Annotated in this window: 24 protein-coding genes and 2 tRNA genes; 11 read left to right on the forward strand and 15 right to left on the reverse strand. The window is 72.9% G+C overall.

Annotated features, from left to right (window positions below; genetic code table 11):
• Positions 1 to 113: 113 nt before the first annotated feature.
• The 4 genes from rsrA to ACFP1Z_RS00980 form a co-directional block, all read right to left on the reverse strand.
• The gene (gene rsrA / locus ACFP1Z_RS00965) at positions 114 to 488 is read right to left on the reverse strand and encodes a mycothiol system anti-sigma-R factor (protein ID WP_390313725.1); all 375 of its coding nucleotides are present in this window, start codon (positions 486 to 488) and stop codon (positions 114 to 116) included.
• Positions 485 to 1,204, reverse strand: coding sequence for a sigma-70 family RNA polymerase sigma factor (locus ACFP1Z_RS00970; RefSeq protein WP_390314086.1), 720 nt, complete (start codon positions 1,202 to 1,204; stop codon positions 485 to 487). Before ACFP1Z_RS00970 ends, rsrA begins: the two co-directional genes overlap by 4 nt.
• 330 nt (positions 1,205 to 1,534) lie before the next feature.
• Positions 1,535 to 2,158, reverse strand: a complete 624-nt coding sequence (locus ACFP1Z_RS00975; RefSeq protein WP_390313726.1) for an alpha/beta hydrolase family protein — start codon at positions 2,156 to 2,158, stop codon at positions 1,535 to 1,537.
• 47 nt (positions 2,159 to 2,205) lie between these two features.
• Positions 2,206 to 3,045: an SOS response-associated peptidase gene (locus tag ACFP1Z_RS00980; protein ID WP_390313727.1), complete on the reverse strand. Its 840-nt coding sequence runs from the start codon at positions 3,043 to 3,045 to the stop codon at positions 2,206 to 2,208.
• 45 nt (positions 3,046 to 3,090) lie between these two features.
• Here ACFP1Z_RS00980 and ACFP1Z_RS00985 point away from each other — a divergent pair, with 45 nt between their 5' ends.
• From ACFP1Z_RS00985 to ACFP1Z_RS01000, 4 genes are all read left to right on the forward strand, one after another.
• On the forward strand, positions 3,091 to 3,804 hold the full coding sequence (locus ACFP1Z_RS00985; protein ID WP_390313728.1) for a M50 family metallopeptidase: 714 nt from the start codon (positions 3,091 to 3,093) through the stop codon (positions 3,802 to 3,804).
• A gap of 27 nt (positions 3,805 to 3,831) precedes the next feature.
• The gene (aroA, locus tag ACFP1Z_RS00990) at positions 3,832 to 5,193 is read left to right on the forward strand and encodes a 3-phosphoshikimate 1-carboxyvinyltransferase (RefSeq protein WP_390313730.1); all 1,362 of its coding nucleotides are present in this window, start codon (positions 3,832 to 3,834) and stop codon (positions 5,191 to 5,193) included.
• Between the two features lie 17 nt (positions 5,194 to 5,210).
• Positions 5,211 to 6,218: a ribosome small subunit-dependent GTPase A gene (rsgA, locus tag ACFP1Z_RS00995; protein ID WP_390313732.1), complete on the forward strand. Its 1,008-nt coding sequence runs from the start codon at positions 5,211 to 5,213 to the stop codon at positions 6,216 to 6,218.
• Positions 6,219 to 6,318: 100 nt separating this feature from the next.
• Positions 6,319 to 6,642 carry a DMT family transporter gene (locus ACFP1Z_RS01000; protein ID WP_390313733.1) on the forward strand — a complete coding sequence of 108 codons (324 nt, stop codon included), beginning with the start codon at positions 6,319 to 6,321 and terminating at the stop codon, positions 6,640 to 6,642.
• A gap of 2 nt (positions 6,643 to 6,644) precedes the next feature.
• Here ACFP1Z_RS01000 and ACFP1Z_RS01005 read toward each other — a convergent pair whose 3' ends face one another.
• Positions 6,645 to 7,325 (reverse strand): TetR/AcrR family transcriptional regulator, encoded by a 681-nt coding sequence (locus ACFP1Z_RS01005; RefSeq protein WP_390313734.1) that lies wholly within the window; start codon positions 7,323 to 7,325, stop codon positions 6,645 to 6,647.
• Positions 7,326 to 7,459: 134 nt separating this feature from the next.
• Here ACFP1Z_RS01005 and hisN point away from each other — a divergent pair, with 134 nt between their 5' ends.
• Complete coding sequence (gene hisN, locus ACFP1Z_RS01010) at positions 7,460 to 8,266, forward strand: histidinol-phosphatase (protein WP_390313736.1); 807 nt, start codon at positions 7,460 to 7,462, stop codon at positions 8,264 to 8,266.
• Positions 8,267 to 8,451: 185 nt separating this feature from the next.
• Entirely contained in the window at positions 8,452 to 8,853 is a 402-nt protein-coding gene (locus ACFP1Z_RS01015; protein ID WP_390313739.1) for a CBS domain-containing protein, read from the forward strand.
• 89 nt (positions 8,854 to 8,942) lie between these two features.
• Here ACFP1Z_RS01015 and ACFP1Z_RS01020 read toward each other — a convergent pair whose 3' ends face one another.
• Entirely contained in the window at positions 8,943 to 10,418 is a 1,476-nt protein-coding gene (locus tag ACFP1Z_RS01020; RefSeq protein ID WP_390313740.1) for a catalase, read from the reverse strand.
• 158 nt (positions 10,419 to 10,576) lie between these two features.
• Here ACFP1Z_RS01020 and ACFP1Z_RS01025 point away from each other — a divergent pair, with 158 nt between their 5' ends.
• Positions 10,577 to 10,993 carry a Fur family transcriptional regulator gene (locus ACFP1Z_RS01025; RefSeq protein WP_390313741.1) on the forward strand — a complete coding sequence of 139 codons (417 nt, stop codon included), beginning with the start codon at positions 10,577 to 10,579 and terminating at the stop codon, positions 10,991 to 10,993.
• Between the two features lie 100 nt (positions 10,994 to 11,093).
• Here ACFP1Z_RS01025 and ACFP1Z_RS01030 read toward each other — a convergent pair.
• The 4 genes from ACFP1Z_RS01030 to ACFP1Z_RS01045 form a co-directional block, all read right to left on the reverse strand.
• Positions 11,094 to 11,167, reverse strand: a tRNA-Met gene (locus tag ACFP1Z_RS01030).
• 62 nt (positions 11,168 to 11,229) lie between these two features.
• A complete protein-coding gene (locus ACFP1Z_RS01035; protein WP_390313742.1) occupies positions 11,230 to 13,146 on the reverse strand; it encodes a tetratricopeptide repeat protein in 1,917 nt (638 codons plus the stop codon).
• Positions 13,147 to 13,384: 238 nt separating this feature from the next.
• A tRNA-Met gene (locus ACFP1Z_RS01040) sits at positions 13,385 to 13,458 on the reverse strand.
• Positions 13,459 to 13,566: 108 nt separating this feature from the next.
• Positions 13,567 to 16,443, reverse strand: coding sequence for a UPF0182 family membrane protein (locus ACFP1Z_RS01045; RefSeq protein ID WP_390314087.1), 2,877 nt, complete (start codon positions 16,441 to 16,443; stop codon positions 13,567 to 13,569).
• Between the two features lie 211 nt (positions 16,444 to 16,654).
• Between ACFP1Z_RS01045 and ACFP1Z_RS01050 the strand changes: the two genes are divergently transcribed.
• The gene (locus tag ACFP1Z_RS01050; protein WP_390314088.1) at positions 16,655 to 17,176 is read left to right on the forward strand and encodes a PPA1309 family protein; all 522 of its coding nucleotides are present in this window, start codon (positions 16,655 to 16,657) and stop codon (positions 17,174 to 17,176) included.
• Between the two features lie 104 nt (positions 17,177 to 17,280).
• Here the strand turns inward: ACFP1Z_RS01050 and ACFP1Z_RS01055 are convergent, their stop codons facing one another.
• From ACFP1Z_RS01055 to ACFP1Z_RS01070, 4 genes are all read right to left on the reverse strand, one after another.
• A complete protein-coding gene (locus tag ACFP1Z_RS01055) occupies positions 17,281 to 18,369 on the reverse strand; it encodes a YlbL family protein (protein ID WP_390313743.1) in 1,089 nt (362 codons plus the stop codon).
• A gap of 111 nt (positions 18,370 to 18,480) precedes the next feature.
• Positions 18,481 to 18,651 carry a hypothetical protein gene (locus tag ACFP1Z_RS01060; protein WP_390313744.1) on the reverse strand — a complete coding sequence of 57 codons (171 nt, stop codon included), beginning with the start codon at positions 18,649 to 18,651 and terminating at the stop codon, positions 18,481 to 18,483.
• A gap of 235 nt (positions 18,652 to 18,886) precedes the next feature.
• Positions 18,887 to 19,354: a molybdenum cofactor biosynthesis protein MoaE gene (locus ACFP1Z_RS01065; protein ID WP_390313745.1), complete on the reverse strand. Its 468-nt coding sequence runs from the start codon at positions 19,352 to 19,354 to the stop codon at positions 18,887 to 18,889.
• A 94-nt stretch (positions 19,355 to 19,448) separates the two neighbouring features.
• Positions 19,449 to 20,573 carry an SDR family oxidoreductase gene (locus ACFP1Z_RS01070; protein ID WP_390313747.1) on the reverse strand — a complete coding sequence of 375 codons (1,125 nt, stop codon included), beginning with the start codon at positions 20,571 to 20,573 and terminating at the stop codon, positions 19,449 to 19,451.
• A gap of 192 nt (positions 20,574 to 20,765) precedes the next feature.
• Here ACFP1Z_RS01070 and ACFP1Z_RS01075 point away from each other — a divergent pair, with 192 nt between their 5' ends.
• Together ACFP1Z_RS01075 and ACFP1Z_RS01080 are read left to right on the forward strand one after the other, a co-directional pair.
• Positions 20,766 to 22,271: a zinc-dependent metalloprotease gene (locus tag ACFP1Z_RS01075; RefSeq protein WP_390313748.1), complete on the forward strand. Its 1,506-nt coding sequence runs from the start codon at positions 20,766 to 20,768 to the stop codon at positions 22,269 to 22,271.
• On the forward strand, positions 22,268 to 22,813 hold the full coding sequence (locus tag ACFP1Z_RS01080) for an NUDIX hydrolase (RefSeq protein WP_390313749.1): 546 nt from the start codon (positions 22,268 to 22,270) through the stop codon (positions 22,811 to 22,813). The genes ACFP1Z_RS01075 and ACFP1Z_RS01080 overlap by 4 nt, the downstream gene beginning before the upstream one ends.
• A 32-nt stretch (positions 22,814 to 22,845) precedes the next feature.
• Here the strand turns inward: ACFP1Z_RS01080 and ACFP1Z_RS01085 are convergent, their stop codons facing one another.
• Positions 22,846 to 23,481: a M48 metallopeptidase family protein gene (locus ACFP1Z_RS01085; RefSeq protein WP_390313751.1), complete on the reverse strand. Its 636-nt coding sequence runs from the start codon at positions 23,479 to 23,481 to the stop codon at positions 22,846 to 22,848.
• A gap of 352 nt (positions 23,482 to 23,833) precedes the next feature.
• Between ACFP1Z_RS01085 and ACFP1Z_RS01090 the strand changes: the two genes are divergently transcribed.
• Complete coding sequence (locus ACFP1Z_RS01090) at positions 23,834 to 24,958, forward strand: ThiF family adenylyltransferase (protein ID WP_390314089.1); 1,125 nt, start codon at positions 23,834 to 23,836, stop codon at positions 24,956 to 24,958.
• Positions 24,959 to 24,961: the final 3 nt, after the last annotated feature.

A 24,961-nucleotide genomic window follows, 5' to 3' on the forward strand; every position in this document is an offset into this window, starting at 1 on the left:
TCCGGGCGGCGCGCGGCGACCCGCGAGTGCTTCCGGGGAACGCGCGGACCGGCCGGCCACGAGGGCACGCGTGCGCAACCGTCCCGGAAGGGTGGTACGGGGCCGGGCGTCCCCTACGCCGGGGACGCCTCACCGGAACCGGCGGCCCGGTCGCCCCGCCCCGCGTCTCCCGAGGAGGCGGACGGCGCGTCGGCCGGGCGGCCGGTGACCAGGTCGTGGTCGGGGACCGAGTGGCCGGAGCGGATCAGCTCGATACGGCCCATCACCTTGGCCCGCAGATCGGCCGGCACGTCGTCGTGGCCGCAGCAGCGCTTGACGAGCTTCTTCACCGCCTGCTCCAGCCCGTACTTCTCCAGGCAGGGCGAGCACTCGTCGATGTGCACCTCGAACTTGGCGCAGTCGCCGTCCGGCATCTCGTGGTCGAGGAACTCGTAGAGATGGTCGAGGACTTCAGAGCACTCCGTCTCGTGCGGCTCTCCGCAGCTCATGAGTCCGAGCCTTTCCGATTGTGCGACGCGTCGGAACCGTTCGGCGCCGGGGCGGACCCGGCCGGGACCAGCCCGCGCTCGCGCGCGTAGTCCTCCAGCATGCCGCGCAGCTGGCGGCGGCCCCGGTGCAGCCGGGACATGACCGTGCCGATGGGCGTACCCATGATGTCCGCGATCTCCTTGTAGGCAAAGCCCTCCACATCCGCGAGGTAGACCGCGATACGGAACTCCTCGGGGATGGCCTGAAGGGCTTCCTTGACGTCGGAGTCGGGCAGATGGTCCAGCGCCTGCGACTCGGCGGAACGCAGCCCGGTCGACATGTGCGACTCGGCCCGCGCCAGCTGCCAGTCCTCGATCTCCTCCGACGCGCTGCGCAGCGGCTCGCGCTGCTTCTTGCGGTAGGAGTTGATGAACGTGTTGGTCAGGATCCGGTACAGCCAGGCCTTGAGGTTCGTACCGTCGCGGAACTGGTGGAAGGACGCGTACGCCTTGGCGTACGTCTCCTGCACCAGATCCTCGGCGTCGGCGGGATTGCGCGTCATGCGCAGCGCGGCCGAGTACATCTGGTCCAGGAAAGTCAGGGCGTCACGCTCGAAACGGGCACTGCGCGCGGCAGCGCTCTCGGCATCGGCACCGGGAGCGATGGCGGCGGGCTCGACGGCAGGCCGCTCGCGGCCTCCCTCGGCGCCCTCGTCCGTACCGGCGACCGGACCCACCTCCTCCAACACGACGGCGGCGCCCTGTGCGGGGCCGCTCGAATCGGAGAATAGACGACGACCCGGCCCGTCCGCCGCTCCGGCAGGGGCGGACTGCTCCCCGCGCAGCGCCGACCACCCCAGGTCAGCGGTCTGCGGGCGGGAAAGGCAGGCGATCGGACCCATGCGGCGGACTCCCATTCCACTGTCGGTGCCTCGGCGGTGACGACAGGCACAACAGCGGCACCGGGTGTCTCATTCCCGAAAGGGCGCGGAAGGCCGAACGGGTTGCGGAGCCGTGTATTCCGCCATTGCGCGCGGCCGGGTTCTCCGCTTCGTGCCGGAGGTTTTTCAGGCGATGTCCTTGAGCCAGCCGGCGACCGCGTCCGTCAGCAGCCGCAGCGCCCCGTCCTGGGAGATGTCCGCCTTCTTCGGAACGGCGAAGCCGTGGTCGCCGTGCGGTACGGCCACCAGGGCGGTACCGTCCGGGAATTCGCCGGGTCTGCCGAAGGGGTCCTTGCCGCCCTGGACGACGAGCGTGGGCACGGCGGTCCCGGTCAGCTCGTCGGCGCGGGAGTTCTCCGGCCTGCCCGGGGGGTGCAGCGGGAAGCTCAGCGCGAGGACGGCGACCGCGCCGAGCTCCGCGGCGGTGCGGCAGGCGACGCGGGCGCCGGCGCTGCGGCCGCCGGCGACGACGGGCAGGCCCGGCCCGGTGAGCGCGGGCCACAGGGCGCGCCAGGCCGTATCGAGGGTCTTCGGCGCGGGGGCGACCTTCTTGCCGGCGACCCGCCAGGGCTGTTCGACGAGAGCGACGGTGACGTGGTGCGCGGGCAGCGCGGCGGCGAGCGCGGCGAGGTCCCGGGCCTCGACGCCGCCGCCCGCGCCGTGCCCGAGGGCGAGCACGAGACGCGGGCGGGGCGCGGGATACCAGTGGACGCGGGCGTCCCCGGCGGGGGTGGGCACGGTGTCGATCACGGTCCCATCCTGCCGTGCTCCCGCCCGGACGCCCGTCCAGAACCGGCTCAGAAGAGGGTCGACTCCTCCGGTGCCGCCAGTTCCGCCACCAGTTCCGGCCCGTTGTTGCGGACGTCGCTGACCGCCGTGGTGACCGGATAGGCACGGACGAGGCCGGGCGGGGGCGGGGCCAGCAGGGCGCGCAGCTCCTCCGTCCCGGTGCGGGCCGCATCCAGCCAGGCGTCCCAGCGGTCGGGGGTCAGCAGCAGCGGCATCCGGGGGTGGATCTCGGCGAGCGAGCGCGGTCCGGGCTCGCCCTCCGGGGCGCCGCCCGCCGCGAACGGCTCGCTCTCGGCCGCCGTGGTGATCACCGAGCAGGTGACCCACCAGGCCGCCGGGTGGTCGGGCGGCAGCGTCGGGTCGCGCCAGAACTCGTAGATCCCGGCCATCGCCATGACCGATCCGTCGGCGGGAGTGACAAAGTACGGCTGTTTCCGGGCCCTCTTTCTCCGGCCCCTTTCTTGGAGTTGTTCTTCGATTTCTCGCTCGGCGGCGCCGGTGACCCACTCGTAGTAGCCGTCGGCGGGTATGAGGCAGCGGCGTGCCTCGAAGGCCCGGCGGAAGGAGGGCTTCTCGTGCACCGTCTCCGCCCGGGCGTTGATCATTTTCGCGGCACCTTCGGGACTTTTCGCCCAAGAAGGGACAAGTCCCCAGCGCAGCGCACGCAACTGGCGAACCGGACGCCGGTCCGCGGCGTCTTTCAGGGGGCGTTCGAGCACCGCGTACACGCTCTTCGTCGGTGCCACGTTCCAGTCCGGGGCGAGCGTCTCGGTGGGCTCCCACTTCTCCACGTGGAAGAGCCCGGCGAGGTCCTCGGGGCTCCGGCTCGCCGCATATCGACCACACATACCGCCACCCTGCCACGGACTCACTCACGAGGAGCCGCGCACCCCATGAACAACTCCAGTCCCGCCGCTGTCTGGGACCGTGTCGTGTCGACGCAGCCCCACCCCGCTTCCTGGCTGGTGATAGTGACCGGACTCGTCGCGCTCGCGGCGGTCCTGCCGCACGGCGTCTGGCGGGTGACCCGCAACGCCGTCACCATCGCGCACGAGGGCGGGCACGGGCTGGTCGCCCTGCTCAGCGGCCGGACCCTGGAGGGCATACGGCTGCACTCGGACACCTCCGGGCTGACCGTCTCGCGCGGCAAACCGACCGGGATCGGCATGATCCTGACCGCCGCCGCCGGCTACACCGCGCCCTCCCTGCTCGGTCTGCTGGGGGCCGCGCTGCTCGCCGCCGGGCACATCACCGGCCTGCTGTGGGGCGCGACGGCGCTGCTCGCGGCGCTGCTGGTGATGGTCCGCAACGCCTTCGGCCTGCTGACCGTACTGCTCTCCGGCAGCGCCTTCGTCCTGGTCTCCTGGCTCGCCGGACCGGGCGTGCAGGCGCTGTTCGCGTACGGGGTGGTGTGGTTCCTGCTGCTGGGCGGGGTGCGTCCGGGCTTCGAACTGCAGCGCAAGCGCCGCCACGGGGGCGCGGCGGACTCCGACGCCGACCAGCTGGCCCGGCTCACGGGCCTGCCGGCGGCCGCGTGGCTGGGCTTCTTCCACGTCGTCTCGCTGTGCGCGCTGATCGGTGGTGGCCGATGGCTGCTCGGAGTGTGACCTTCGGCGAGCCACTAAGGTGAAGGCATGACCGAGAGCCCCGCGCACACCGATCTGTGGCCAGCACCCCTCGCGACTGGAGCCGTCGACGCGACCGTCACGGTGCCCGGATCGAAATCGGTCACCAACCGAGCCCTCGTCCTGGCCGCCCTCGCCGCCGAGCCCGGCTGGGTGCGCCGCCCGCTGCGCTCCCGCGACACCCTGCTGATGGCGGAGGCGCTGCGCGCGCTGGGCGTGGGCATCGAGGAGACCGTCTCGTCGAGCTCCGCCTCGGGCGGCCCCGCCGGTGAGGCGTGGCGAGTGATCCCCGCCCGGCTGCACGGCCCGGCGACCGTCGACGTCGGCAACGCCGGCACCGTCATGCGCTTCCTGCCACCCGTGGCCGCCCTGGCCGACGGCCCGATCCACTTCGACGGCGACCCCCGCAGCCACGAGCGCCCCCTGCACGGGGTGATCGACGCGCTGCGCGCGCTGGGCGCCCGTATCGACGACAACGAGCGCGGCGCGCTGCCGCTGACCGTGCACGGCGGCGGGGCGCTCGACGGCGGGCCCGTCGAGATCGACGCGTCCTCCTCCTCCCAGTTCGTCAGCGCGCTGCTGCTGTCCGCGCCACGCTTCAACCAGGGCGTGGAGGTCCGGCACACCGGAGCCGTCCTGCCGTCCCTGCCGCACATCCGTATGACCGTGGACATGCTGCGCATGGCGGGCGCGCAGGTCGACACCCCCGAGTCGGGCGGCGAGCCCGACGTGTGGCGGGTCTCCCCCAGCGCCCTGCTCGGCCGCGACCTCGTCGTCGAGCCCGACCTGTCCAACGCGGCCCCGTTCCTCGCCGCCGCCCTGGTCACCGGCGGCCGGGTGACCATCCCCGACTGGCCCGAGCGCACCACGCAGCCCGGCGACGCGCTGCGCGGGATCTTCACCGCCATGGGCGGCTCCTGCGAACTGACCGACGCCGGGCTGACCTTCACCGGCACCGGCCGCGTCACCGGCATCGACGCCGATCTGCACGAGGTCGGCGAGCTCACCCCGGTGATCGCGGCCGTCGCCGCGCTCGCGGACTCCGAGTCCGTCCTGCGCGGCGTAGCCCACCTGCGGCTGCACGAGACGGACCGGCTGGCCGCCCTCGCCAAGGAGATCAACGCGCTCGGCGGCGAGGTCTCCGAGACCGAGGACGGGCTGCGCATCCGCCCCCGCCCGCTGCACGGCGGTGTCTTCCACACCTACGAGGACCACCGGCTCGCCACCGCCGCCGCGGTCATCGGCCTGGCCGTCGAGGGCGTCCAGGTGGAGAACGTGGCCACCACCGCCAAGACCCTGCCCGACTTCCCCGAGCTGTGGACGGACATGCTCAGCCCGGCGTCCGGGCCGAGCGCCGTGCCCAGAGGCTGACAGGCAGGAAGACCGCAATGCGCCGCTACGGCAAGCACACCGACGAGGACGACGTCCGCGTCCGCCCCAACCGCAAGGGCAACCGCCCCCGCACCAGCATCCGCCCCAAGCACGAGGACGCCGCCGAGGGCTTCGTCGTCACCGTCGACCGCGGCCGGCTGACCGTCCTGGTCGAGGACCGCACGGTCGTCGCGATGAAGGCCCGCGAGCTCGGCCGCAAGGGCGTCGTCGTCGGCGACCGGGTCGCGGTCGTCGGCGACCTCAGCGGGGCCAAGGACACCCTGGCGCGGGTCGTGCGGGTCGAGGAGCGCTCCTCCGTGCTGCGCCGTACCGCCGACGACGACGATCCCTACGAGCGGGTCGTGGTCGCCAACGCCGACCAGCTCGCGATCGTCACCGCCCTCGCCGACCCCGAGCCGCGCCCCCGGCTGATCGACCGCTGTCTGGTCGCCGCCTACGACGCCGGGCTCGAACCGCTGCTCGTGCTGACGAAGTCGGACCTGGCCCCGCCGGAGAAACTGCTGGAGTCCTACGGGGCGCTGGGCGTGCCGTACGTGGTCACCAACCGCGCCGAACTCGCCGACGGCGCCGCCGCCGACCGCGTCCGCGAGCGGCTCGCGGGCCGCGTGACCGCCTTCGTCGGGCACTCCGGTGTCGGCAAGACCACCTTGGTCAACGCGCTCGTACCGGACCGGCAGCGGGCCACCGGACACGTCAACGCGGTCACCGGCCGCGGCCGGCACACCACGACCTCGGCGCTCGCGCTGCCGCTGCCCGGGGGCCCGGGCTGGGTGATCGACACCCCGGGGGTGCGGTCCTTCGGCCTGCACCACGTGGATCCCTCGCGGGTCATCCACGCCTTCCCGGACCTGGAGCCGGGCACGGCGGACTGCCCGCGTGCGTGCAGCCACGACGAGCAGGACTGCGCGCTCGACGCGTGGGTCGCCGGCGGGCACGCCGACCCGCAGCGGCTGTACTCCCTGCGCCGGCTGCTCGCGACCCGGGAGCGGCGGGAAGGCGACTGATCGCCTAAGTTTGCGAGGGGCTGCCGATGGCAAGGGCAACCATTGCACCAAACACACCGTTGACGTGCGGCGGTCACTTCAGACACGGGAGGCAAATCTGATGGCGTGGCTGCTGGTGGTGGTCGCCGGACTTCTGGAAACCGGCTTCGCCGTCTGTCTGAAACTCTCCCACGGCTTCACCCGCCTGTGGCCGACCATCGCCTTCGCGTGCTTCGCGCTCGGCAGCTTCGGTCTGCTGACCCTGTCGCTGAAGAAGCTCGACGTCGGCCCGGCGTACGCGGTGTGGACCGGCATCGGCGCCGCCGGCACGGCCATCTACGGCATGGTCTTCCTCGGCGACCTCGTCTCCACGCTCAAGCTGGTCTCCATCGCGCTGGTGATCCTGGGCGTGATGGGGCTGCAACTGTCGGGCTCGGCGCACTAGGTTCACCGCCGGGCGGACTCCCCTTCCGGGGGCCTTGGGTCGCGGACCTCCGCGCCGCCGCCCAGCAGGGCCCGTACCAGCTCGGCGACCCGCTCCGCCGCCTCCTCGTCCGGGCCGGCCGGCGCGACGACGTACGACAGCGCCAGCCGCACCGCGGCCTCGCACGCCCACACCGCCCGCTCCGCGCCCCCGGCCGACGGGCCCGGCGGGACGCCGGGCGCGACGGCCCGTACGGCCCGGTCGCGCACGCCGACCGCCAGCGCCCCCGGCGAGGGAGCGCCGCGCGGCGGGCCGGGCACGGAGCGGGCCGGCGGGACGGCGGGGACGGGCGGGGCCGCGGCGGCCGGGAGCCGCTCGCCGCGGCAGCCGGTGAGCGCCGCCCGCACCAGCGGGTTCGTCCGGGCCGCGCGCAGCATCCAGCCCGCGACGGCGGCGCACCGCTCCCCCGCGTCGGCGCCCTCCCCGACGGCGGCCAGGGCGTGCTCGACCCCGGCGAGGAAGGACTCGGCCTCGCGCCGCACCAGGGCGCGCGCCAGTCCGTCCTTGCTGCCGAACTCGTTGTACAGCGTCTGCCGGGACACCCCGGCGGCGGCCGCGACGTCGACCATCCTGACCCCGCTCCAGGGCCGGGCGCCGAGCGCCGCGAAGGCCGCGTCCAGCAAGAGTTCTCGTGCCGCGGGCATGGTCGCCTCCCCGGCCCCGGGCCGCACGTCGTAGTGGGCCTGTTGGCCCACAGAATTGACGCGCCGACAGACGCTGTCAAGAGCTCTGGCGGGCCGCGACGGCCCGGGGCCCGCGCCCGGGTAATGTGCCCCTCATGTCCGACTACCACGATGATCTGCGTCTCGCCCATGTCCTCGCGGACGCCGCGGACGCGGCGACCATGGACCGGTTCAAGGCCCTCGACCTGAAGGTCGAGACCAAACCGGACATGACTCCGGTGAGCGAGGCGGACAAGGCCGCCGAGGAGCTGATCCGCGGCCATCTGCAGCGCGCCCGGCCGCGCGACGCCGTACTGGGCGAGGAGTTCGGCAGCGAGGGCACGGGGCCGCGCCGCTGGATCATCGACCCCATCGACGGCACCAAGAACTATGTGCGCGGGGTGCCCGTGTGGGCCACGCTGATCGCGCTCATGGTGCAGGTCGAGGAGGAGGGCCGGATCGGCTGGGAGCCGGTGGTGGGCGTGGTCTCCGCGCCGGCGCTCAACCGCCGCTGGTGGGCCGCGAAGGGCTCGGGCGCGTACACCGGCCGCAGCCTGATGTCGGCGACCCAGCTGACCGTCTCGCGGGTGGGCCGTATCGAGGACGCGTCGTTCGCGTACTCCTCGCTCACCGGCTGGGAGGAGCGCGGGCTGCTGCCGGGCTTCCTGGAGCTGACCCGCGACTGCTGGCGCACCCGCGGCTACGGCGACTTCTGGCCGTACATGATGGTCGCCGAGGGCGCGGTGGACATGTGCGCGGAGCCGGAGCTGTCGCTGTGGGACATGGCGGCCAACGCCGTCATCGTCGAGGAGGCGGGCGGCCGGTTCACCGGCCTCGACGGCCGGCGCGGCCCGCACAGCGGGGACGCCGCCGCCTCCAACGGGCTGCTCCACGACGAGTTGCTGGGGTATCTGCGCGCGTGACTGCGCGCTTGACTCCGCGCGCGGCGCACGCGACGCACGAGGAAGTGGAACCCGGGCTCCGCACGCCCCTTGTTGGCTCCTGCCTTCCGTGTGAGGATGAGGGCTTGTGAACTTGTGAATCCTGTTCGGGGTTCACGGTCCTCGACCGACGGAACCGACGGCCCGTCAAGGAGGTGGCCCAGCCCATGCTCGTCAGCGACGCCATGAGCACGGTGGTCCTCACCATCGGCCCCGCACACACCCTCAGGCAGGCGGCACGGCTGATGTCCGCGCGCAGGATAGGGGCGGCGGTCGTCCTCGACCCCGATGCCGGCGGACTCGGCATCCTCACCGAACGCGACATCCTCAACTCCCTGGGGGCGGGCCAGGATCCCGACCGGGAGACGGCCCACGCCCACACCACGACCGACGTCGTCTTCGCGGCCCCCGAGTGGACGCTCGCGAAGGCCGCGACGGCCATGTCGCGCGGCGGCTTCCGGCACCTGATCGTGCTCGACGGCACGGGGCCGGTCGGCGTGGTCTCGGTGCGCGACATCATCCGCTGCTGGGCGCCCGCCCGGGAGAGCGCGGACGCGCTCGCCGGCTGAGCGACGGCCGCGGGCGGCGCGCACGGCCGGGGAGGCCGGAGCCCAGTGGCGTCCGGCCTCCCCGGTGCGCATCGGCAAACGGGTCCGGGCTAGCCGCGCAGGGCCTGGACCGCGGCCTCCAGCCGCTTGCCGAAGTCGGCGTCCGCCTGGCGGAAGTTGGCCACGGCCCGCTCGGCGATCTCTTCGCGGGACACCTTGGCGATGAAGCCCGCGAGGTTGGCGACCAGCCGCTCCCTCTCCTCCTCCGACATCAGCCGGTAGAGGTTGCCCGCCTGGACGAAGTCGTTGTCCTCGGCGTGCGAGGGGGCCGCCGTCTCGCCCGTGCGGCCCGAGACGGGGACCGGCTGCCACAGCGCGCGGCCGGTCTGCTCCGGGCCGCCGAAGCTGTTCGGCTCGTAGTTCTTCGACCGGCCGTGCCGGCCGTCGTAGGCGAGGCCGTCACGGTTGTAGTTGCGGGCCTCGGTGGCGTGCGGGCGGTTGACCGGCAGGTGGTCGGCGTTGATGCCGACGCGGTAGCGGTGGGCGTCGCCGTAGGCGAAGAGCCGGCCCTGGAGCATCTTGTCCGGGGACGGGCCGATGCCCGGCACGAAGTGCGCCGGAGAGAAGACCGACTGCTCGACCTCGGCGAAGATGTTGTCGGGGTTGCGGTTCAGCTCCAGCCGGCCGATCTCGATCGGCGGGTAGTCCGCGTGCGGCCACACCTTGGTGAGGTCGAACGGGTTGAAGCGGTAGGTGGCCGCATCCGCCGCCGGCATGATCTGCACCTGGACCGTCCAGGACGGGAACTCGCCGCGCTCGATGGCCTCGCGCAGGTCCCGCTGGTGGCTGTCGGGGTCCTCGCCCGCGAGCCTGTTGGCCTCTTCCTGGGTGAGGTTCTTGATGCCCTGGTCGGTCTTGAAGTGGTACTTGACCCAGAAGACCTCGCCGGCCTCGTTGTTCCACTGGTAGGTGTGCGAGCCGTAGCCGTTCATGTGGCGGTACGAGGCCGGGATGCCCCGGTCGCCGAACAGCCAGGTCACCTGGTGCGTGGACTCCGGGGAGAGCCCCCAGAAGTCCCAGACGTTGTCCGCCTCCTGCGAGCCGGTGTACGGGTCGCGCTTCTGGGTGTGGATGAAGTCGGGGAACTTCACCGCGTCCTTGATGAAGAAGACCGGGGTGTTGTTGCCGACGAGGTCGTAATTCCCCTCCTCCGTGTAGAACTTGAGGGCGAAACCGCGCGGGTCGCGCACCGCGTCGGCGGAGCCGAGGTTGCCCGCGACGGTGGAGAAGCGCAGGAACACCTCGGTCTGCTTGCCGACCTCGGAGAGGAACTTCGCCCGCGTGTACCGCGAGACGTCGGCGGTCAGCGTGAACGTTCCGTAGGCGCCGGCGCCCCGGGCGTGCACGACGCGCTCCGGGATGCGCTCGCGGTTGAAGTGCGCGAGCTTCTCCAGCAGCAGCTGGTCCTGCACCAGGACGGGGCCGCCGATGCCCGCGGTCTCGCTGTTCTGGTTGTCCGCTACCGGAGCCCCGGACTCCGTGGTCAGCGGGCCCGTCGTCGAAATGGCCTCGCCCTGCACCGACACGTGCGCCTCCGTCTGGTCGTCCTCGTCCTTGGCCTTGAGCCGAGCACGATCCTACATTGGACTTAGTCCAAGTCAAGACTCGGAACATAGGGATATGCGTTCCAGCGATGGAACGGGCCGCTGCTACGCTGGTGCTATCTGACTGATGGGTGAATGGCATGAGTGACCTGCTGGAACGGCTCCGGGGACGCGGCTGGCGGCTGACCGCGCAGCGACGCGTCGTCGCGGAGGTCCTCGACGGGGACCACGTCCACTACACGGCGGACGAGGTGCACGCCAGGGCGGCCGAACTGCTGCCGGAGATCTCGCGCGCGACCGTCTACAACACCCTCGGGGAGCTGGTCTCCCTGGGCGAGGTCATGGAAGTCAGCACGGACGGCCGCGCCAAGCGCTACGACCCGAACGCCCACCACGCGCACCAGCACCTGGTGTGCTCCCGGTGCGGCACCATCCGCGACGTCCACCCCTCGGGCGACCTGCTCGCGGGCCTGCCCGCCGAGGAGCGCTTCGGCTTCCGGGTCGCGGCGGTCGAGGTGACGTACCGGGGCGTCTGCCCGGACTGCGCCGAGGCGTAGGCCGGAGGCGGGGCGCTCCTGCCGCGCCCACCCGCACGCGGGCACGCGGGCACGACAAAGGCCCGGATCCCTACGGGATCCGGGCCTTGCCTGAAGCGAGTAGCGGGGACAGGATTTGAACCTGCGACCTCTGGGTTATGAGCCCAGCGAGCTACCGAGCTGCTCCACCCCGCGTCGGTGCCCCAACTTTAACGCGCGTTCACCGGTGCTGGCAAATGCCTTCCGGTTCTTCCGGCTCAGGCCGTCAGCTCCTGCTGCAGGGCGTCGCGCAGCCGTGCCGCGCGCTCGGCGACCTCCGCCGGGCCCAGCCGCACGGCGCGCTCGCACCAGTGCCGGCCCGCCGCCAGATCGCCCCTGCGGGCCGCCAGCAGCCCCAGCCGCAGGGCGGCCCGGCCGTGCCCGGCCTCGGCGGCGCGGGTCCACCACACGGCGGCCTCCGGCTCGCTGCCCTCGCGGGCCAGCAGCAGTCCCAGATTGAAGGCGCCGTTGCGGCTGCCGGCCTCGGCGGCCTCGCGGTACCAGCGCGCGGCCTCCACCACGTCGCCGCGCTCGGCGACGAGCATCCCCAGCCGCACCTGGGCCCGCCGGTGTCCCTGGCGGGCTGCCTGCGCGTACCACTCCTCGCACTCGTCGCGCGCGTCCCCGTCGCGGTCGAGCAGCGCGCCCAGCCGGAACGCGGCCTCCGCGCTGCCGCCGCGCACCGCCACCCGCAGGTGCCGCTCGGCGGCCTCCTCGTCGCCGTCGCGCAGCAGGGCCATCGCGACCTGCAGGGCGGCGTCGGTGTGCCCGGCGGTCGCCGCGCGCTCGTACCACTGCAGCGCGGTGGCCTCGTCGTCGCGGCCGGCGTGCAGGATGCCCAGATTGAAGGCGGCGTCGACGCTGCCGGCCTCGGCGGCCTTGGAGAACCACGGCTCGGCCCCGGCCGCGTCGCCGCCCTGGAGCAGCAGCACGGCGAGCGCGTTGGCGGCCTCGCGGTGACCGGCGTAGGCGGCGCGGCGGTACCACTGCTCGGCCTGGGCCGTACGCCCCTGGCCGGCGCACAACAGGCCGAGGTTGTACGCGCCGTTGACATCCCCGGCGTCCAGGGCCGCGCGGTACCAGCGCTCCGCCTCCTGGCTCTCGCCGCGGTCGGCGTGCAGGGCGCCGAGCGCGTTGGCGGCGTTGCCGTCGCCGTCCTGGGCGGCACGCCGCCACCACACGGCGGCGCTGTCGGTGTCCCCGGCGTCGCGCAGCAGGAAGCCCAGCGCGCACGCGGCGCGCGGCTCGCCGTCCTTGGCGGAGGTCAGGTACCAGCGCGCGGCCTCCTGGGTCTCCCCGCGGCCCTCCAGGAGGGTGCCCAGATGCAGGGCGGCGCGGCGGTGGCCGCGGGCGGCGGCCTGCCGGTACCACTGCTCGGCCTCGCGGGCGGGGCCGGCGCCGCGCGCCTCGGCGGCGGCCGCCGCGGCGCGCAGCTCGCGCACGGAGGTCTCCACGCCGCCGGGGGAGGCGGTGGGGCCGGTGGTGGCCGCGGGGCGCGGCGAGCGGCCGTCGAGGATACGGGCGAGGCGGTAGGCGGCCTCGCGGTGACCGCGCTCGGCGGCCGAGCGGAACCAGCGCTCGGCCCCCACGTCGCTGCGGTGCTCCAGCAGATCGGCCAGGGCGTACGCGCCGAGGGCGTGCCCGGACTCGGCGGCCTGGCGCAGCCAGTACTCGGCGGCCGGCTCGTCCCCGCGCTCGCGGTGGTAGCGGCCGAGCGCGTGGGCGGCGGGCGCGGAGCCGGCGACGGCGGCGATGCGCCACCAGCCGGCGGCCTCGTCGGGGTAGCCGCGCTGGTGCAGCAGGACGCCGAGGTTGTTGGCGGCCGAGCGGTCGCCCTCGGCCGTCGCGGCCCTCAAGTGCCGCTCGGCGCCGTCGAGATCGCCGCGCCGCAGCAGCAGCGCGCCGAGCATGCTCAGCGCCGCCGGGTCGCCGGTCTCGGCGGCGCGGCGGCGGGCGGTCTCCAGCTCCAGGTCGACGACGTCGCCGAGGGGGCCGGGGGCCATGGGGCCCGCGGACGCCACCGGCTCCGGCCGCTCCGGTGCGTGGGCAGGCTCGCGCGAGGCACCGCTGTCACCGGGAGCGGCGGCAAGCCGGCCTGTCTCCCTCAGCCTGGTCCTGTCCCCCATAAGCCCCATCGTCGCACCACCCGCAACCCGCGTACACCTGGTATACCGCAGCCAGTGAGGTCACTTCAGCGTTTTGTCGACTTCCCGACTTCCCGACACGACGGTGCTCCAAACTCTCCACAGAAGCCCCGCACACAACCCGCACAGTCCGCGTCAACATCGCGCCCGCCGAACGGCCGTGACCGTTCACCCGTCGAACCAACGGACAAGGCCCGGAGTCCGCAGACTCCGGGCCTTGTCCTTGCAGTAGCGGGGGCAGGATTTGAACCTACGACCTCTGGGTTATGAGCCCAGCGAGCTACCGAGCTGCTCCACCCCGCGATGTTGTTGATCAACTTTATCACGGTGTCGATCGACAACATCGCGGCGCGGGGCGGAGCCCTCCGGCACTCGCGGCGGGCGGCATCCCGGCGCCCGGCCGACGCGGCGTCAGCTGCCCGGTCTGCCGCCCTTCTCGGCGGCCTCCTCGGCCTTCTGCAGCCGTTCGAGCGCCTCCTTCAGGGCCTGCTGGGCCTTGCCGTACGCCGCCCAGTCCTGGTTCGCCATGGCCTTCTGGCTCTCCTCGTAGGCGCCGAGGGCGTCCTTCGTGGCCTGGGCGACCGTGGCGTCCGGCACCGGCTTCTGCTGACCGCTCTCCGGGGGCGGCTGCTGCTTGCCGCTCTCGGAACCCTTCGCGCCGAAGACCTGGTCGAGCGCCTGGTCGAGACTGTCCGCGAGGACCGCTTCCTTTCCGTAGGAGACGAGCACCTTCTTCAGCAGCGGGAAGTTCGTGTTCGCGCCGCGCAGATAGACCGGCTCCACGTACAGCAGCCCGCCCGAGAGCGGCACCGTCAGCAGATTCCCGTACTCGATCTCCGAATCGCCGCGCTTGAGGATGTTGAGCTCATTGGCGATCTTCGATTCGGAGTTGAATTTGGACTGCATCTGCTTCGGCCCGAACACCGGACTCTGCGCGGGCAGTTTCAGAATCCGGATCTTCCCGTAGTCCGCACTGCGCGCGTCCGCGTCCACCGCCATGAACGCGCCGAGGTTCTCCCGGCCCTTGGGCGTGAACGTCGTCGACAGCGAGAACGTCGGCGCCTTCTGGTCCGGCATCTTCATGCTCAGGTAGTACGGCGGCACCGCGTTGCCCGACTTGTTGGTCGGGTCGTCCGGGACCTGCCAGCGCTCACTGCCGGTGTAGAAGGTGCCCGGCTCGACCACGTGGTAGCGGGTCAGCAGCTCGCGCTGCACCTTGAACAGGTCCTGCGGATAGCGCAGGTGGTCCAGCAGCTTCCCGCTGATCTCGCTCTTGGCCTTGACCGTGCCCGGGAACGCCTTCATCCAGGTCTTGAGCACCGGGTCCTCGGTGTCCCACTGGTAGAGCCGGACCGTGCCGTCGTAGGCGTCGACGGTCGCCTTCACGGAATTGCGGATGTAGTTGACCTGGTTCTGCTGGGCGACCACGGCCCGCTGGCCCGTCGTCAGCGAATCCGCCGTGGTGTCGCCGAGCGTCGTGCGCGAGGCGTACGGGTAGCCGTTGCTCGTGGTGTAGGCGTCGACGATCCACTGGATCCGGTCGCCGATCACCGCCGGATAGGCGTCGCCGTCGATGGTCAGCCACGGGGCGACGGCCTCGACGCGCTCCTTGGGCGTGCGGTTGTACAGAATCCGCGAACCGTCGCCGATGGCGCCGGAGTAGAGGATCTGCGGCTCCCCGAAGGCCACCGCGTAGGCCGCGCGGTTGACCGGGTTCGACAGGCTCACCCCGCTCTTGCCCTCGTAGCTGTACGCCTTCTCGCCGCCGTTCTCCGAGTAGTCGACCTCCTGCTGCGGTCCGCCGACGATCGAGTACTGGGTGGTCTTCTCGCCGTAGTAGACGCGCTGTTCGTACGAGCCGAGGATGCCCTTCGTCGGCAGCTCGCCGTTGGTGAACTGCGGCTCGCCCTCACTGGTGATGGAGGTGCCGCTCGCGGTGATCGCGCCGTATCCGTGCGTGTACTTGAAGTGGTCGTTGATCCAGTTGCGCTCGGGAATCCCCTTGAGGTTCAGCTCGCGCAGACCGATGACCGTGTCCTGCTCCTTGCCGTCGACCTTGTAGCGGTCGACATCCAGGGTGGAGGGGAACTGGTAGTAGTCACGGACCTGTTGGCGCTGCTGGAAGGTGGGCGAGACGATATTGGGGTCGAGCAGCCGCAGACTGGTCGTGGCGTCGGTCTCGGCCCGCAGCGTGTTCTTGTCGTCCGTGGTGCTCGTGCCCGCGTAGTCCTTCACGTCCGCGTCGTCGATGCCGTAGGCCTCGCGCGTGGCCGTGATGTTCTTCTTGATGTACGGCGCTTCCTTGGCCTGCTCGTTCGGCTGGACCTGGAATTTCTGCACGATCGCCGGGTACAGCCCGCCGATCAGCACCGCCGAGAGCACCATCAGCCCGAAGCCGATCACCGGCAGCTGCCAGGTGCGCCGCCACAGCGTCGCGAAGAACAGCACCGCGCAGATCAGCGCGATGATGAACAGAATCGTCTTCGCCGGCAGAAAGGCGTTGGCGTCGACATACCGCAGACCCGTCCAGCCGTCGGTGGACTTCAGCCCGCTGGACTTCACCGCCAGCCCGTACCGGTCCAGCCAGTACGCGATCGCCTTGAGCCCCACGAACAGGCCCAGCAGCACGGACAGATGGCCCGTCGCGGCGGCGGTGGCCCGCTCACCGGGGCTCGTCAGCCGCAGCCCGCCGTAGAGATAGTGCACGAGCGCGGCGGCGACCAGCGAGAGCACCGCGGCCGCGAAGCCGAAGCTCAGCAGGAAGCGGTACCAGGGCAGGTCGAAGGTGTAGAAGGAGATGTCCTTGTGGAACTGCGGATCCTGCCGGCCGAACGGCACCGCGTTGACCCACTGCAGCCACGTGCGCCACTGACCGGCCGCCGAGGCGCCCGCGACCAGCCCGACGAGCGCCGTGACCGCCAGCAGCGCCCACTTCTTGTACGGCGCGATGCTCATCCGGTAGCGGTCGAGGCTCTGCTGCTCCATCGACATCGCGGCGAGCGGCGGCCGCAGGCGGTGCGCCAGCCACATGTTCGCGCCCACCACCAGGGCCATCAGCATCCCGAAGACCGCGAACAGGCCGATCTTGGTGCCGAGCGTGGTGGTGAACACCGAGGAGTAGTCCACCGAGCGGTACCAGAGCCAGTCCGTCCAGAACCCTGCGAACATCACGAAGAGCATGGCCAGCGCGGCCAGTACGCCCAGGGTCAGCAGCAGGGTCCGGACTCTCCGGGACGGCCGGCCGACTCTCATCCGTGGCCTGGTCGGGCCTCCGCCGCGGTCCGGCATCTGGAAAGCCAAGGTGTGCACCTCGAAGTTCACTGTCGGTGGAACTGTGGATCAGGGCCCAGCGATCCTAAGGGCCCAGTGGGGCAACTTACCGAGGCTTTACTCAGTTCCCGATTTTGGTCACCTTCAGGGCACGATATTGAGCATGTCCAGCACTTCCAGCTTTTCCGAGCCCTCCGTCCCCTCCGGCCCCGCCGACCCTGACGCGCCCATGGCCGCGTCCCCGCTGACCCGCGCCGTCCTTGAGATCGACCAGTACGCGGCCGGTCTCGGCTGGGACCAGCCGGCCCGGCTCTTCGCCCTCGTCGACACCGCGAAGCTGCGCGCGCAGGAACCCGGCCTGGCCGCCCAGCTCGGCCTGGAGGACGCCGCCGCCTCGCTCACCCCCATCGAGCAGGACGAGCTGCCCGAGGGAGCCCCCCTGGACGAGTTCCTGGGCACCATCGCCTGGCCGGACGCGGTGGCCGGATGCGCCCTGACCGTGGAGCGGCTGATGCTGCCGCCGTCGGCGGAGGCCGGCGTGCCGAACGGGATGAGCGAGCAGCAGCTCGCCAAGTGGGTCGCCCGGCACCCGGAGCGCCAGGAGGTGCGGATGACGGTGGCGGTCCTGCGTGACGGCGCCCGCGAGTCCGCGGTGCGGCTGCGCGAGAAGGACTCCCCCACCGAGGTGCGCACCGGCGCCGACCTGGTCCCGGGCCTCGCCGAGGCGCTCGCGGCGACCTTCGAGGACTGACCGCCCGGACGCCGCCGTGGCGCCCTCGCCTCTCGCGAAGGCGCCGCGGCGGCGGACGTCCGGCCTCGGCCCGGTCTCCGCGCCCCGGCCCTCCTCAGCCCTCCTCAGCCTTTCGAGCAGGTGGGCAGGTCCGCCGAGTCCCCCTTGCGGATCTTCTCCAGGGACTTCAGGGCATCGCCTATCGTCTCGACCCTGACCAGGGTGAGCCCGGACGGGGTGTCCTTGGCCGCGGCCGCGCAGTTGTCCTTCGGGGTCAGGAAGTACCGCGCGCCCTTGGAGCGCGCGCCGACCGTCTTCATCTCGATCCCGCCGATCGGCCCGACCTTCCCGTTGTCGTCGATCGTGCCCGTGCCGGCGATGAACTTGCCGCCGGTGATGTTGTCCGGGGTGAGCTTGTCGACTATCCCGAGCGCGAACATCAGGCCCGCGCTCGGCCCGCCGACGTCCGCGAGCTTGATGTTGATCGTGAACGGGAAGGTGTGGTCCGTCCCCGCCTGGATGCCGACGACGGCCCGGTCGCCGTCGGGGGCCTTGCTCGTGGTGAGGGTGACGGTGTCCTCGGTCCTGGGCTGCCGCTTCTCCTTCTCCGCGGCCGCCGCCTCCTTCGCCGGGACGATCAGGAAGGAGACCCGCTCGCCGGGCCGGTGCCTGGTGACCAGCTTGGCGACGTCGCCGGGCTGCTTGACCTCCGTACCGTCGACGGCCTTGATCACGTCCCCGGCGTGCAGCGTGCCCTCCGCGGGGCTGCCCTTGACGACGGACGCGACGATGACGCGGGTGCCGACCGGGATGCCGAGCTGCCGCAGCGCCGCCACCTTGGCGCTCTCCTGGGACTGGCTGAACTCCTCGGCCGTCTCCTGGTTCAGCTCGTCCGGGGACTTGTCGTCCGGGTAGAGCGTGCTGTGCGGAACGACCAGGTTGTCGTGCGCGAGCCAGCCGTAGACGGCCTCGACCAGGTTCATCCGGTACTGCGAGCCGGTCACGCGGACCGTCGTCATGTTGAGGTTGCCGGTCGTCGGGTAGGTCTTGTGCCCGGAGATCTGCAGAACCGGCTCGCCGCCGTGCTCGCCGAGCGTGTTCACCGTCGGCCCCGGCGACATCTCCGAATACGGCACGGGGATGAGGACACCGGCGCACAGCAGCGCGATCAGCATCAGCAGAGAGGCGAGCATCGTCGCGGTGCGGCGGGGCATGGAACGACAGTACGGGACGGGTCCGACAGCGCACCCGCCGGGCAGTCCGTACGGGGAGCGCCGGGGATCCGTCCCCGCCTCCCGTGCGCCACGCCGTGGCGCGGGCGCCCGTCAGGGCACCCGGGAGCCCGAGTCCTGCCGCTCCATCGCCTCACGGAACCGCGCGTAGCCCGCGAGCTCGGCGACGTCGCCGCTCTTGCGGCTGCGGGCGGCCCAGCTGCCCCACACCACGGCGATGACGGCCGCGGCAACCGGGATGAGCAACCAGGCGAGCGCTGCCATACCGACCTCCCGACCCCTCGTCGCACTACCGCGAATGACTGGAATGACTGATGAGCAGATTAGTCATCCGTCCCCTCAACGCTCACGTCAGGGGGCCGGTTACGCAAGCGGGGGAGGCCGTCGGAGTGCGGCGGACGGCGGCATGCGGTGGCGCGACGGAGGAAAGGGGGGTATGGGGGGCCGCCGGGGGACGAAGGGCGGCTTCGGTGTACCGGGGGGCGCGTACCCCCCGCACTCACGCCCCGACCCACTCCTCCGTGCCGTCGGAGAACGTCTGGTGCTTCCAGATCGGGACCTCGCGCTTGAGGTCGTCGATGAGGCGGCGGCAGGCCGCGAAGGCCTCGGCCCGGTGCGGGCAGGAGACGGCCACGACGACGGCCAGGTCACCGACGGCCAGCTCGCCGACGCGGTGCACCGCGGCCAGGGCCCGTACGGGGAAGTCCGCGGCCACCTTCTCGGCGACCCGGCGCAGTTCCGCCTCCGCGGAGGGGTGGGCGGAGTAGCCGAGCCCGGTGACCCCGGCGCCGCCGTCGTGGTCGCGGACGGTGCCCACGAACAGGGCGGTGCCGCCCGCTGCGGCGTCGCCGACGGCGGCGAAGACCTCGTCCACGGACAGGGGGGTGTCGCGGACCGCCAGCAGACGGACGGGGTCAGCGGCCGCGCGCTCGCCGGGGTGCTCGTGGGTGGTGGCCATGCCCACCATCGTGCCGTACGGGCGCCGACGGCCGGCAACCGGTCTTCCGGAGCGCGAAATCGCCGCCCTCTCTTGTCGCACCGGCGGCGGACCGTGCCTCGGGCTACACGCGGCGGCGTGCCTTGCGGGCACGGCGGACCAGGGCAGCGGTGCCCAGCAGCGCGACGGTCGCCCCCGCGGCGCCCGCGGCGGTGGCGTCCTTGCGGCCGAGCCGGCGGCCCGCGACCGTGTGCCGTCCGGCGACCTCCTCCAGCAGCTCGGCGAGGACCTCCTCGTTGGTCCAGCGCGGCCGCCAGCCCGCGTCGCGCAGCCTGCTGACGCTGACGACCCACGGGTGCATCGTGTACTCCAGGTCGCCCGCCGGGGACGGGGTCAGGCCCAGGCGGTGCAGGCGGGAGGCGGCGCCGAGGGCGACCGCGGAGGGCAGCTCCATGCGCCGGATGCCGGAGAGGTCCTCGATCTCCTCCTGTTCCAGCCAGCCGTCGCAGCCCACCGCGAGCTCCCCCTCGGCCTTCTCCAGGGCGGCGAACTCCAGGGCGCTGACCAGGTCCTCCACGTGGCAGAACTGCCAGGTCGGCCGGGAGCCCGCGACCACCAGCAGACGCGGGGACTCGAAGTAGCGGGTGAGGGCGGTGTCGGTGCCGCCGACCAGGACGGCGGGCCGCAGCACCGTGACGTTCAGGCCGGGGTGCGCCCGCGGCGCGCGCCTGGCCAGCCGCTCTATCTCCAGCAGGTCGCCGACCCCGGTGGCCTCGGCGGTGGCGCGCAGCTCCGCGTCCTCGGCGAGCGGCACGTCGTTGTCGGAGCGGGCGCCGTAGACCATCGCGGAGGTGCACAGCACGACCCGGTGCACGCCCGCGGCCGCCGCGGCCGTGAGGACGGTCTGGGTCCCGCGCACGTTGTAGGCGGTGCGGGCGGCGGGATCGCCCTCCAGGTCGAGGTCCAGCGCCAGGTGCACGACGACGTCGGCGCCGCGCAGCCGGTCGGCGATCGCCGGGTCCCGCACGTCCAGTACATGCCACTGCGCCTCGGTCACCTCACCGCGGCGTTCGTCGATGGCCAGGACGTGCTTGACCTCCTCGGACTCGGCGAGCCGCCGCGTGAGCAGCGCTCCGACACCGCGCGCGGCACCGGTGACCGCGACGACGGGCCGTCGGCCGGGCAGGCTCGTACTCTCGCGCGCGGAACCGTTTCGCGCTGCGCGAACTTCTCGGTCGGGGGAACTCACCGGGCGTCTCCAGCGGTTGTCTTCAAGTACGGGCGCACATGACGCGTACGTACCAGGTGACGTCCATCCTGCCGCAGGCCCCGGGCCGAGGGAGCACCAAGGCCCCTCAGCGGCGAGGTGTCTACGCTGGGTGGTGTTGTCGGGCATTCGCCGTCGGTCTGCGGCCGGCGGCCCTACGAGCCGAGGAAACCCGTGAGTGACACCCCATTCGGATTCGGTCTTCCGCCGGAGGAGCCGGAGAACGGCGGCGAAGGCAAGAAGAAGGGCGAGGGCCAGGGCGGCCAGGGGCCCGCGAATCCGTTCGGGTTCGGCGGGGCACCCGGCGCGGGGGACAACCCCTTCGCCGCGATGTTCGGTTCGCTGAACCCGAGCGATCTGGGCGCCGCCTTCCAGCAGCTCGGGCAGATGCTCTCGTACGAGGGCGGCCCGGTGAACTGGGACATGGCCAAGGACATCGCGCGGCAGACCGTCGCGCGCGGCACGGCCGACGGCTCGAAGGACGCGAGCGTCGCGGCCGGTGAGCGGGCCGCGGTCGAGGAGGCCGTGCGCCTGGCCGATCTGTGGCTGGACGGTGTCACGTCCCTGCCGTCGGGCTCGGGCGCGGCCGTCGCCTGGAGCCGCGCCGAGTGGGTCGAGGCGACCCTGCCGGTGTGGAAGGACCTGGTGGACCCGGTCGCCGAGCGCGTCGGCTCGGCCATGGGCGGCGTGCTGCCCGAGGAGATGCAGGCCATGGCGGGCCCGCTGCTGGGCATGATGCGCTCCATGGGCGGCGCCATGTTCGGCACGCAGATCGGGCAGGCGCTGGGCGTGCTGGCGGGCGAGGTCGTCGGCTCCACGGACGTCGGGCTGCCGCTCGGTCCAGCGGGCAAGGCCGCGCTGCTGCCGGTGAACATCGAGGCGCTGGGCTCCGGCCTGGGGGTTCCGCAGGAGGAGGTGCGGCTGTACCTGGCGCTGCGGGAGGCGGCCCACCAGCGGCTGTTCGCCCATGTGCCGTGGCTGCGCTCGCACTTGTTCGGCGCGGTCGAGGGCTACGCCCGGGGCATCAAGGTCGACACCGCCAAGCTGGAGGACCTGGTCGGCCAGCTCGACCCCACGCACCCCGAGCAGTTGCAGGAGGCCCTGCAGCAGGGCATGTTCCAGCCGGAGGACACCCCGGAGCAGAAGGCGGCGCTCGCCCGGCTGGAGACCGCCCTGGCACTCGTCGAGGGCTGGGTGGACGCCGTCGTGCACGCCGCCGCGGCCCCGCACCTGCCGTCGGCGGACGCGCTGCGCGAGACGCTGCGCAGGCGCCGCGCCTCCGGCGGCCCGGCGGAGCAGACCTTCGCCACGCTCATCGGTCTCGAACTGCGTCCGCGCCGGCTGCGGGACGCCTCCCGCCTGTGGGCGTCGCTGACGGACGCGCGGGGCGTGGAGGGCCGCGACGGCCTGTGGGAGCACCCGGACATGCTGCCGACCGCCGCCGACCTGGACGACCCGGACGGCTTCGTCCACCGCGAGCAGCTGGACTTCTCGGAGCTGGACAAGATGCTCGGCGAGGCCGCCGGCGGTGCCGGTCCGGACCTGACGAAGAAGACCGACGGGGCCGAGGAGCCGAAGAAGGGCGACGAGGGCCCGGACGACAAGGGCCCGGACGGCAAGGGCTCGGACGACAAGGGCCCCGGCGGCTCCGGCGGCTCCGCCAAGGGCGACGCCGAGTGAGCCTGCGTCAGGACGCCGTTGCCGTCCTGAAGGAATACGGGGGACAGGCGGCGGGCCGGGCTGCGGGCCAGACCGAGTTGCGTGACGTGTACCTGGACCATCTGGCCGGGCACGAGGACGCGATGTGGAAGGCCTGCACGGCCGGCCATCTCACGGCGAGCGCGCTGGTCGTCGACCCGGCGCGGGAGCAGGTGCTGCTCACGCTGCACCGGAAGCTGGGCATGTGGCTGCAGATGGGCGGCCACTGCGAGCCCGGTGACGGGACGCTGGCGGGGGCCGCGCTGCGGGAGGCCACCGAGGAGTCCGGGATCGCGGGTCTGACCCTGCTGCCGGGCGGCCCGGTGCGGCTCGACCGGCACGCGATTCCCGGGCCGTGCACCTGGCATCTCGACGTGCAGTACGCCGCGCTGGCCCCGCAGGGGGCTGCGGAGACCATCAGCGACGAGTCGCTGGACCTGCGCTGGTTCGCCTACGACGAGGTGGCCGAGGTCGCGGACGGCTCGGTCGTCCAGCTGCTGCGGGACACGCTCGCGCGCCTGTAGCGCCCGGGAAGTCCGGAGGCCGGGCACGCGTCCTACGCGCGCCCGGCCCCCTTGTCTCCCCGGTCCTCCCCGTCCTCGCTGCGGGCGGCCGGGAGGTGCGGCAGGCGGTCGGCGGCAACCACCCCTTCGAGGTAACCGCGGGCGCGCTCGGTGCGGGGGTACGTCTCCAGCAGCCGCCAGAATCCGGGCCCGTGGCCGGGGACGAGCAGGTGCGCGAGCTCGTGGAGGAGCACGTAGTCCACGACGTACTCGGGCATGCCCTGCAGCCGGTGCGAGAGGCGGATGCTGCCCTCGGCGGGGGTGCACGAACCCCAGCGGGTGTTCTGGTTGGTGACCCAGCGGACCGTCGTGGGGCGGGCCCGGCCGCCCAGGTACTGCCCGGACAGCCGCGCGGCCCGTTCGGCCAGCTCGGCGTCGCCCAGCATGCGCTTGCTCTCCTGCGCGGCGAGCTTGTCGAGCATGACCGTGATCCAGCGCTCCTCCTCCGCCTGCGACATCCGCTCGGGGATGAGCACGACGGTGCGGTCGCCCTCCCGGTAGGCCGAGACCGTTCTCCGGCGGCGCGCGCTCCGGCGGACCTCGACCGCGCCGGCTTCCGCGCCGCTCGTGAGCGGACCGGGAACCTTGCGCGACGGACGTGCGGCACTGTGCAGAGGGTCGACGGGCACGGCCTCGACGTTACCCGCTGGCGCCGCGTGAAGTCCCGCCCATCACTGGTTGTCGGGGCGAAAGACTCAAGGAACACGCGGCTTGTATGACTAATCCCGGGTGCCTGTGGACAACTCAGGGCGGCGGTCGGCGGCGCGGAGCATGCTGGAGGCCGATCGAGGGGGGATGACCATGCAGACGCAGACCGTGTACCCGGGGTGTCAGGGGCACCGGGCCATCGTCGGCGCGGACCCGGACCGGGCCGGAGCGGAGCCGGAGGGTGCGGAGCCGGAAGGTGCGGGGGCGGAGCCGGAGGCCGTGCCCTGGGACAGCGCGCAGGCCGGGCCCGCCGGCCCGGATTCCGCGCACCCGATGCTCAAGCCGGCGCTGCGGCGCAGCTGGCGCAACCGCGACACCGTGCAGTTCGGCGTGGCTCCGGCGCACGCGGTGGTGGTCGGGCCGGTGGACACCGCGACGAGCAGCTTCCTGGGCCTGCTGGACGGGACGCGGGGCATGCCCCGGCTGCGCGAGGAGGCGCGGGCGGCGGGGCTGCCGGAGGGGCGGGCGGACGCCCTGGTGGAGCGGCTGGCGCGGGCGGGCCTCGTCGACGACCCGCACGGCGGCGGGGCGCGGGCGGCGCGGCTGCGGGAGCGGGGTGCCGTGGTGGAGCGGCTGCGTCCCGACCTGGGCTCGCTGTCGGTGCTGCACAGCGGGCAGGGTGCCGCGATGCGGCTGATGGCGGCCCGTCAGGCGATGCGGGTCCAGGTGCGGGGCGCGGGCCGGGTGGGGGCGGCGGTCGCGGCGCTGCTGTCGGCCTCGGGGGTGGGGCAGGTCGAGGTGGTGGACGGCGGCTGCGTGGAGCCGTGGGACGTCGGCCCCGGCGGTGTGGGGGCGGAGCGGATCGGGGAGCGCAGGGACGCCGCGGCCCGGCAGGCCGTGCGGTCCGCCGCGCCCGGGCCGCTCCCGCGGCGCCGGGGCGGCGGGGAGGGCGATGTGCCGCTGGGGCTGGTGGTGTTCGCGCCGCGCGACGGGCTGGCGGCCTATGCCCCCGACCCGGCGGCCGCCGAGCAGTGCATCACCTCGGGAACGCCCCATATGTACGCGGGTGTCCTGGAAGCCACCGGTCTGGTGGGGCCGTTGGTGCTGCCGGGGACCTCCGCGTGCGCGTCCTGCATCCAACTGGGGCGCGGCGACCGGGATCCGGCCTGGCCCCGGATGCTCGCCCAGTGGCGGTCGGGCCGCGGCTCGGGGGTACCGTCGTGCGACATGGCACTGGCCACGGTGGTGGCGGGCCTCACCGTGGCGCGGGCGCTGGCCTTCCTCGACGGTGGGTCCCCGGCGAGCGCGGGGGTGCGGCTGGAGCTGGCCCTGCCGGGTCCGGCCTGGCTCCCGAGGCCCGTCGAGCCGCATCCGCGGTGCCCCTGCGGGGCGGCGGGTTCCCCGCCTTCCGCGGGCGCCTCGGCCGCCGGGGCTCCGCACGGGACAATGAGCAGGTAACCG

Origin of the sequence: Streptomyces gamaensis (assembly GCF_042656465.1) — a bacterium.
Classification (GTDB): Bacteria; Actinomycetota; Actinomycetes; order Streptomycetales; family Streptomycetaceae; genus Streptomyces; species Streptomyces gamaensis.

Bases quoted from the DNA above. Each gene is read 5' to 3' on its own strand.
- ACFP1Z_RS01000 (WP_390313733.1), top strand. From the start codon at position 6,319: ATGGCGTGGCTGCTGGTGGTGGTCGCCGGACTTCTGGAAACCGGCTTC.
- ACFP1Z_RS01065 (WP_390313745.1), bottom strand. From the start codon at position 19,354: ATGGTGGGCATGGCCACCACCCACGAGCACCCCGGCGAGCGCGCGGCC.
- ACFP1Z_RS01025 (WP_390313741.1), top strand. From the start codon at position 10,577: ATGAGTGACCTGCTGGAACGGCTCCGGGGACGCGGCTGGCGGCTGACC.
- aroA (WP_390313730.1), top strand. From the start codon at position 3,832: ATGACCGAGAGCCCCGCGCACACCGATCTGTGGCCAGCACCCCTCGCG.
- ACFP1Z_RS01090 (WP_390314089.1), top strand. From the start codon at position 23,834: ATGCTCAAGCCGGCGCTGCGGCGCAGCTGGCGCAACCGCGACACCGTG.
- rsgA (WP_390313732.1), top strand. From the start codon at position 5,211: ATGCGCCGCTACGGCAAGCACACCGACGAGGACGACGTCCGCGTCCGC.
- ACFP1Z_RS01055 (WP_390313743.1), bottom strand. From the start codon at position 18,369: ATGCCCCGCCGCACCGCGACGATGCTCGCCTCTCTGCTGATGCTGATC.
- ACFP1Z_RS01005 (WP_390313734.1), bottom strand. From the start codon at position 7,325: ATGCCCGCGGCACGAGAACTCTTGCTGGACGCGGCCTTCGCGGCGCTC.
- ACFP1Z_RS01045 (WP_390314087.1), bottom strand. From the start codon at position 16,443: ATGCCGGACCGCGGCGGAGGCCCGACCAGGCCACGGATGAGAGTCGGC.
- ACFP1Z_RS01015 (WP_390313739.1), top strand. From the start codon at position 8,452: ATGCTCGTCAGCGACGCCATGAGCACGGTGGTCCTCACCATCGGCCCC.
- ACFP1Z_RS01050 (WP_390314088.1), top strand. From the start codon at position 16,655: ATGGCCGCGTCCCCGCTGACCCGCGCCGTCCTTGAGATCGACCAGTAC.
- ACFP1Z_RS01060 (WP_390313744.1), bottom strand. From the start codon at position 18,651: ATGGCAGCGCTCGCCTGGTTGCTCATCCCGGTTGCCGCGGCCGTCATC.
- ACFP1Z_RS01035 (WP_390313742.1), bottom strand. From the start codon at position 13,146: ATGGGGCTTATGGGGGACAGGACCAGGCTGAGGGAGACAGGCCGGCTT.
- hisN (WP_390313736.1), top strand. From the start codon at position 7,460: ATGTCCGACTACCACGATGATCTGCGTCTCGCCCATGTCCTCGCGGAC.
- ACFP1Z_RS00980 (WP_390313727.1), bottom strand. From the start codon at position 3,045: ATGTGTGGTCGATATGCGGCGAGCCGGAGCCCCGAGGACCTCGCCGGG.
- ACFP1Z_RS00985 (WP_390313728.1), top strand. From the start codon at position 3,091: ATGAACAACTCCAGTCCCGCCGCTGTCTGGGACCGTGTCGTGTCGACG.
- rsrA (WP_390313725.1), bottom strand. From the start codon at position 488: ATGAGCTGCGGAGAGCCGCACGAGACGGAGTGCTCTGAAGTCCTCGAC.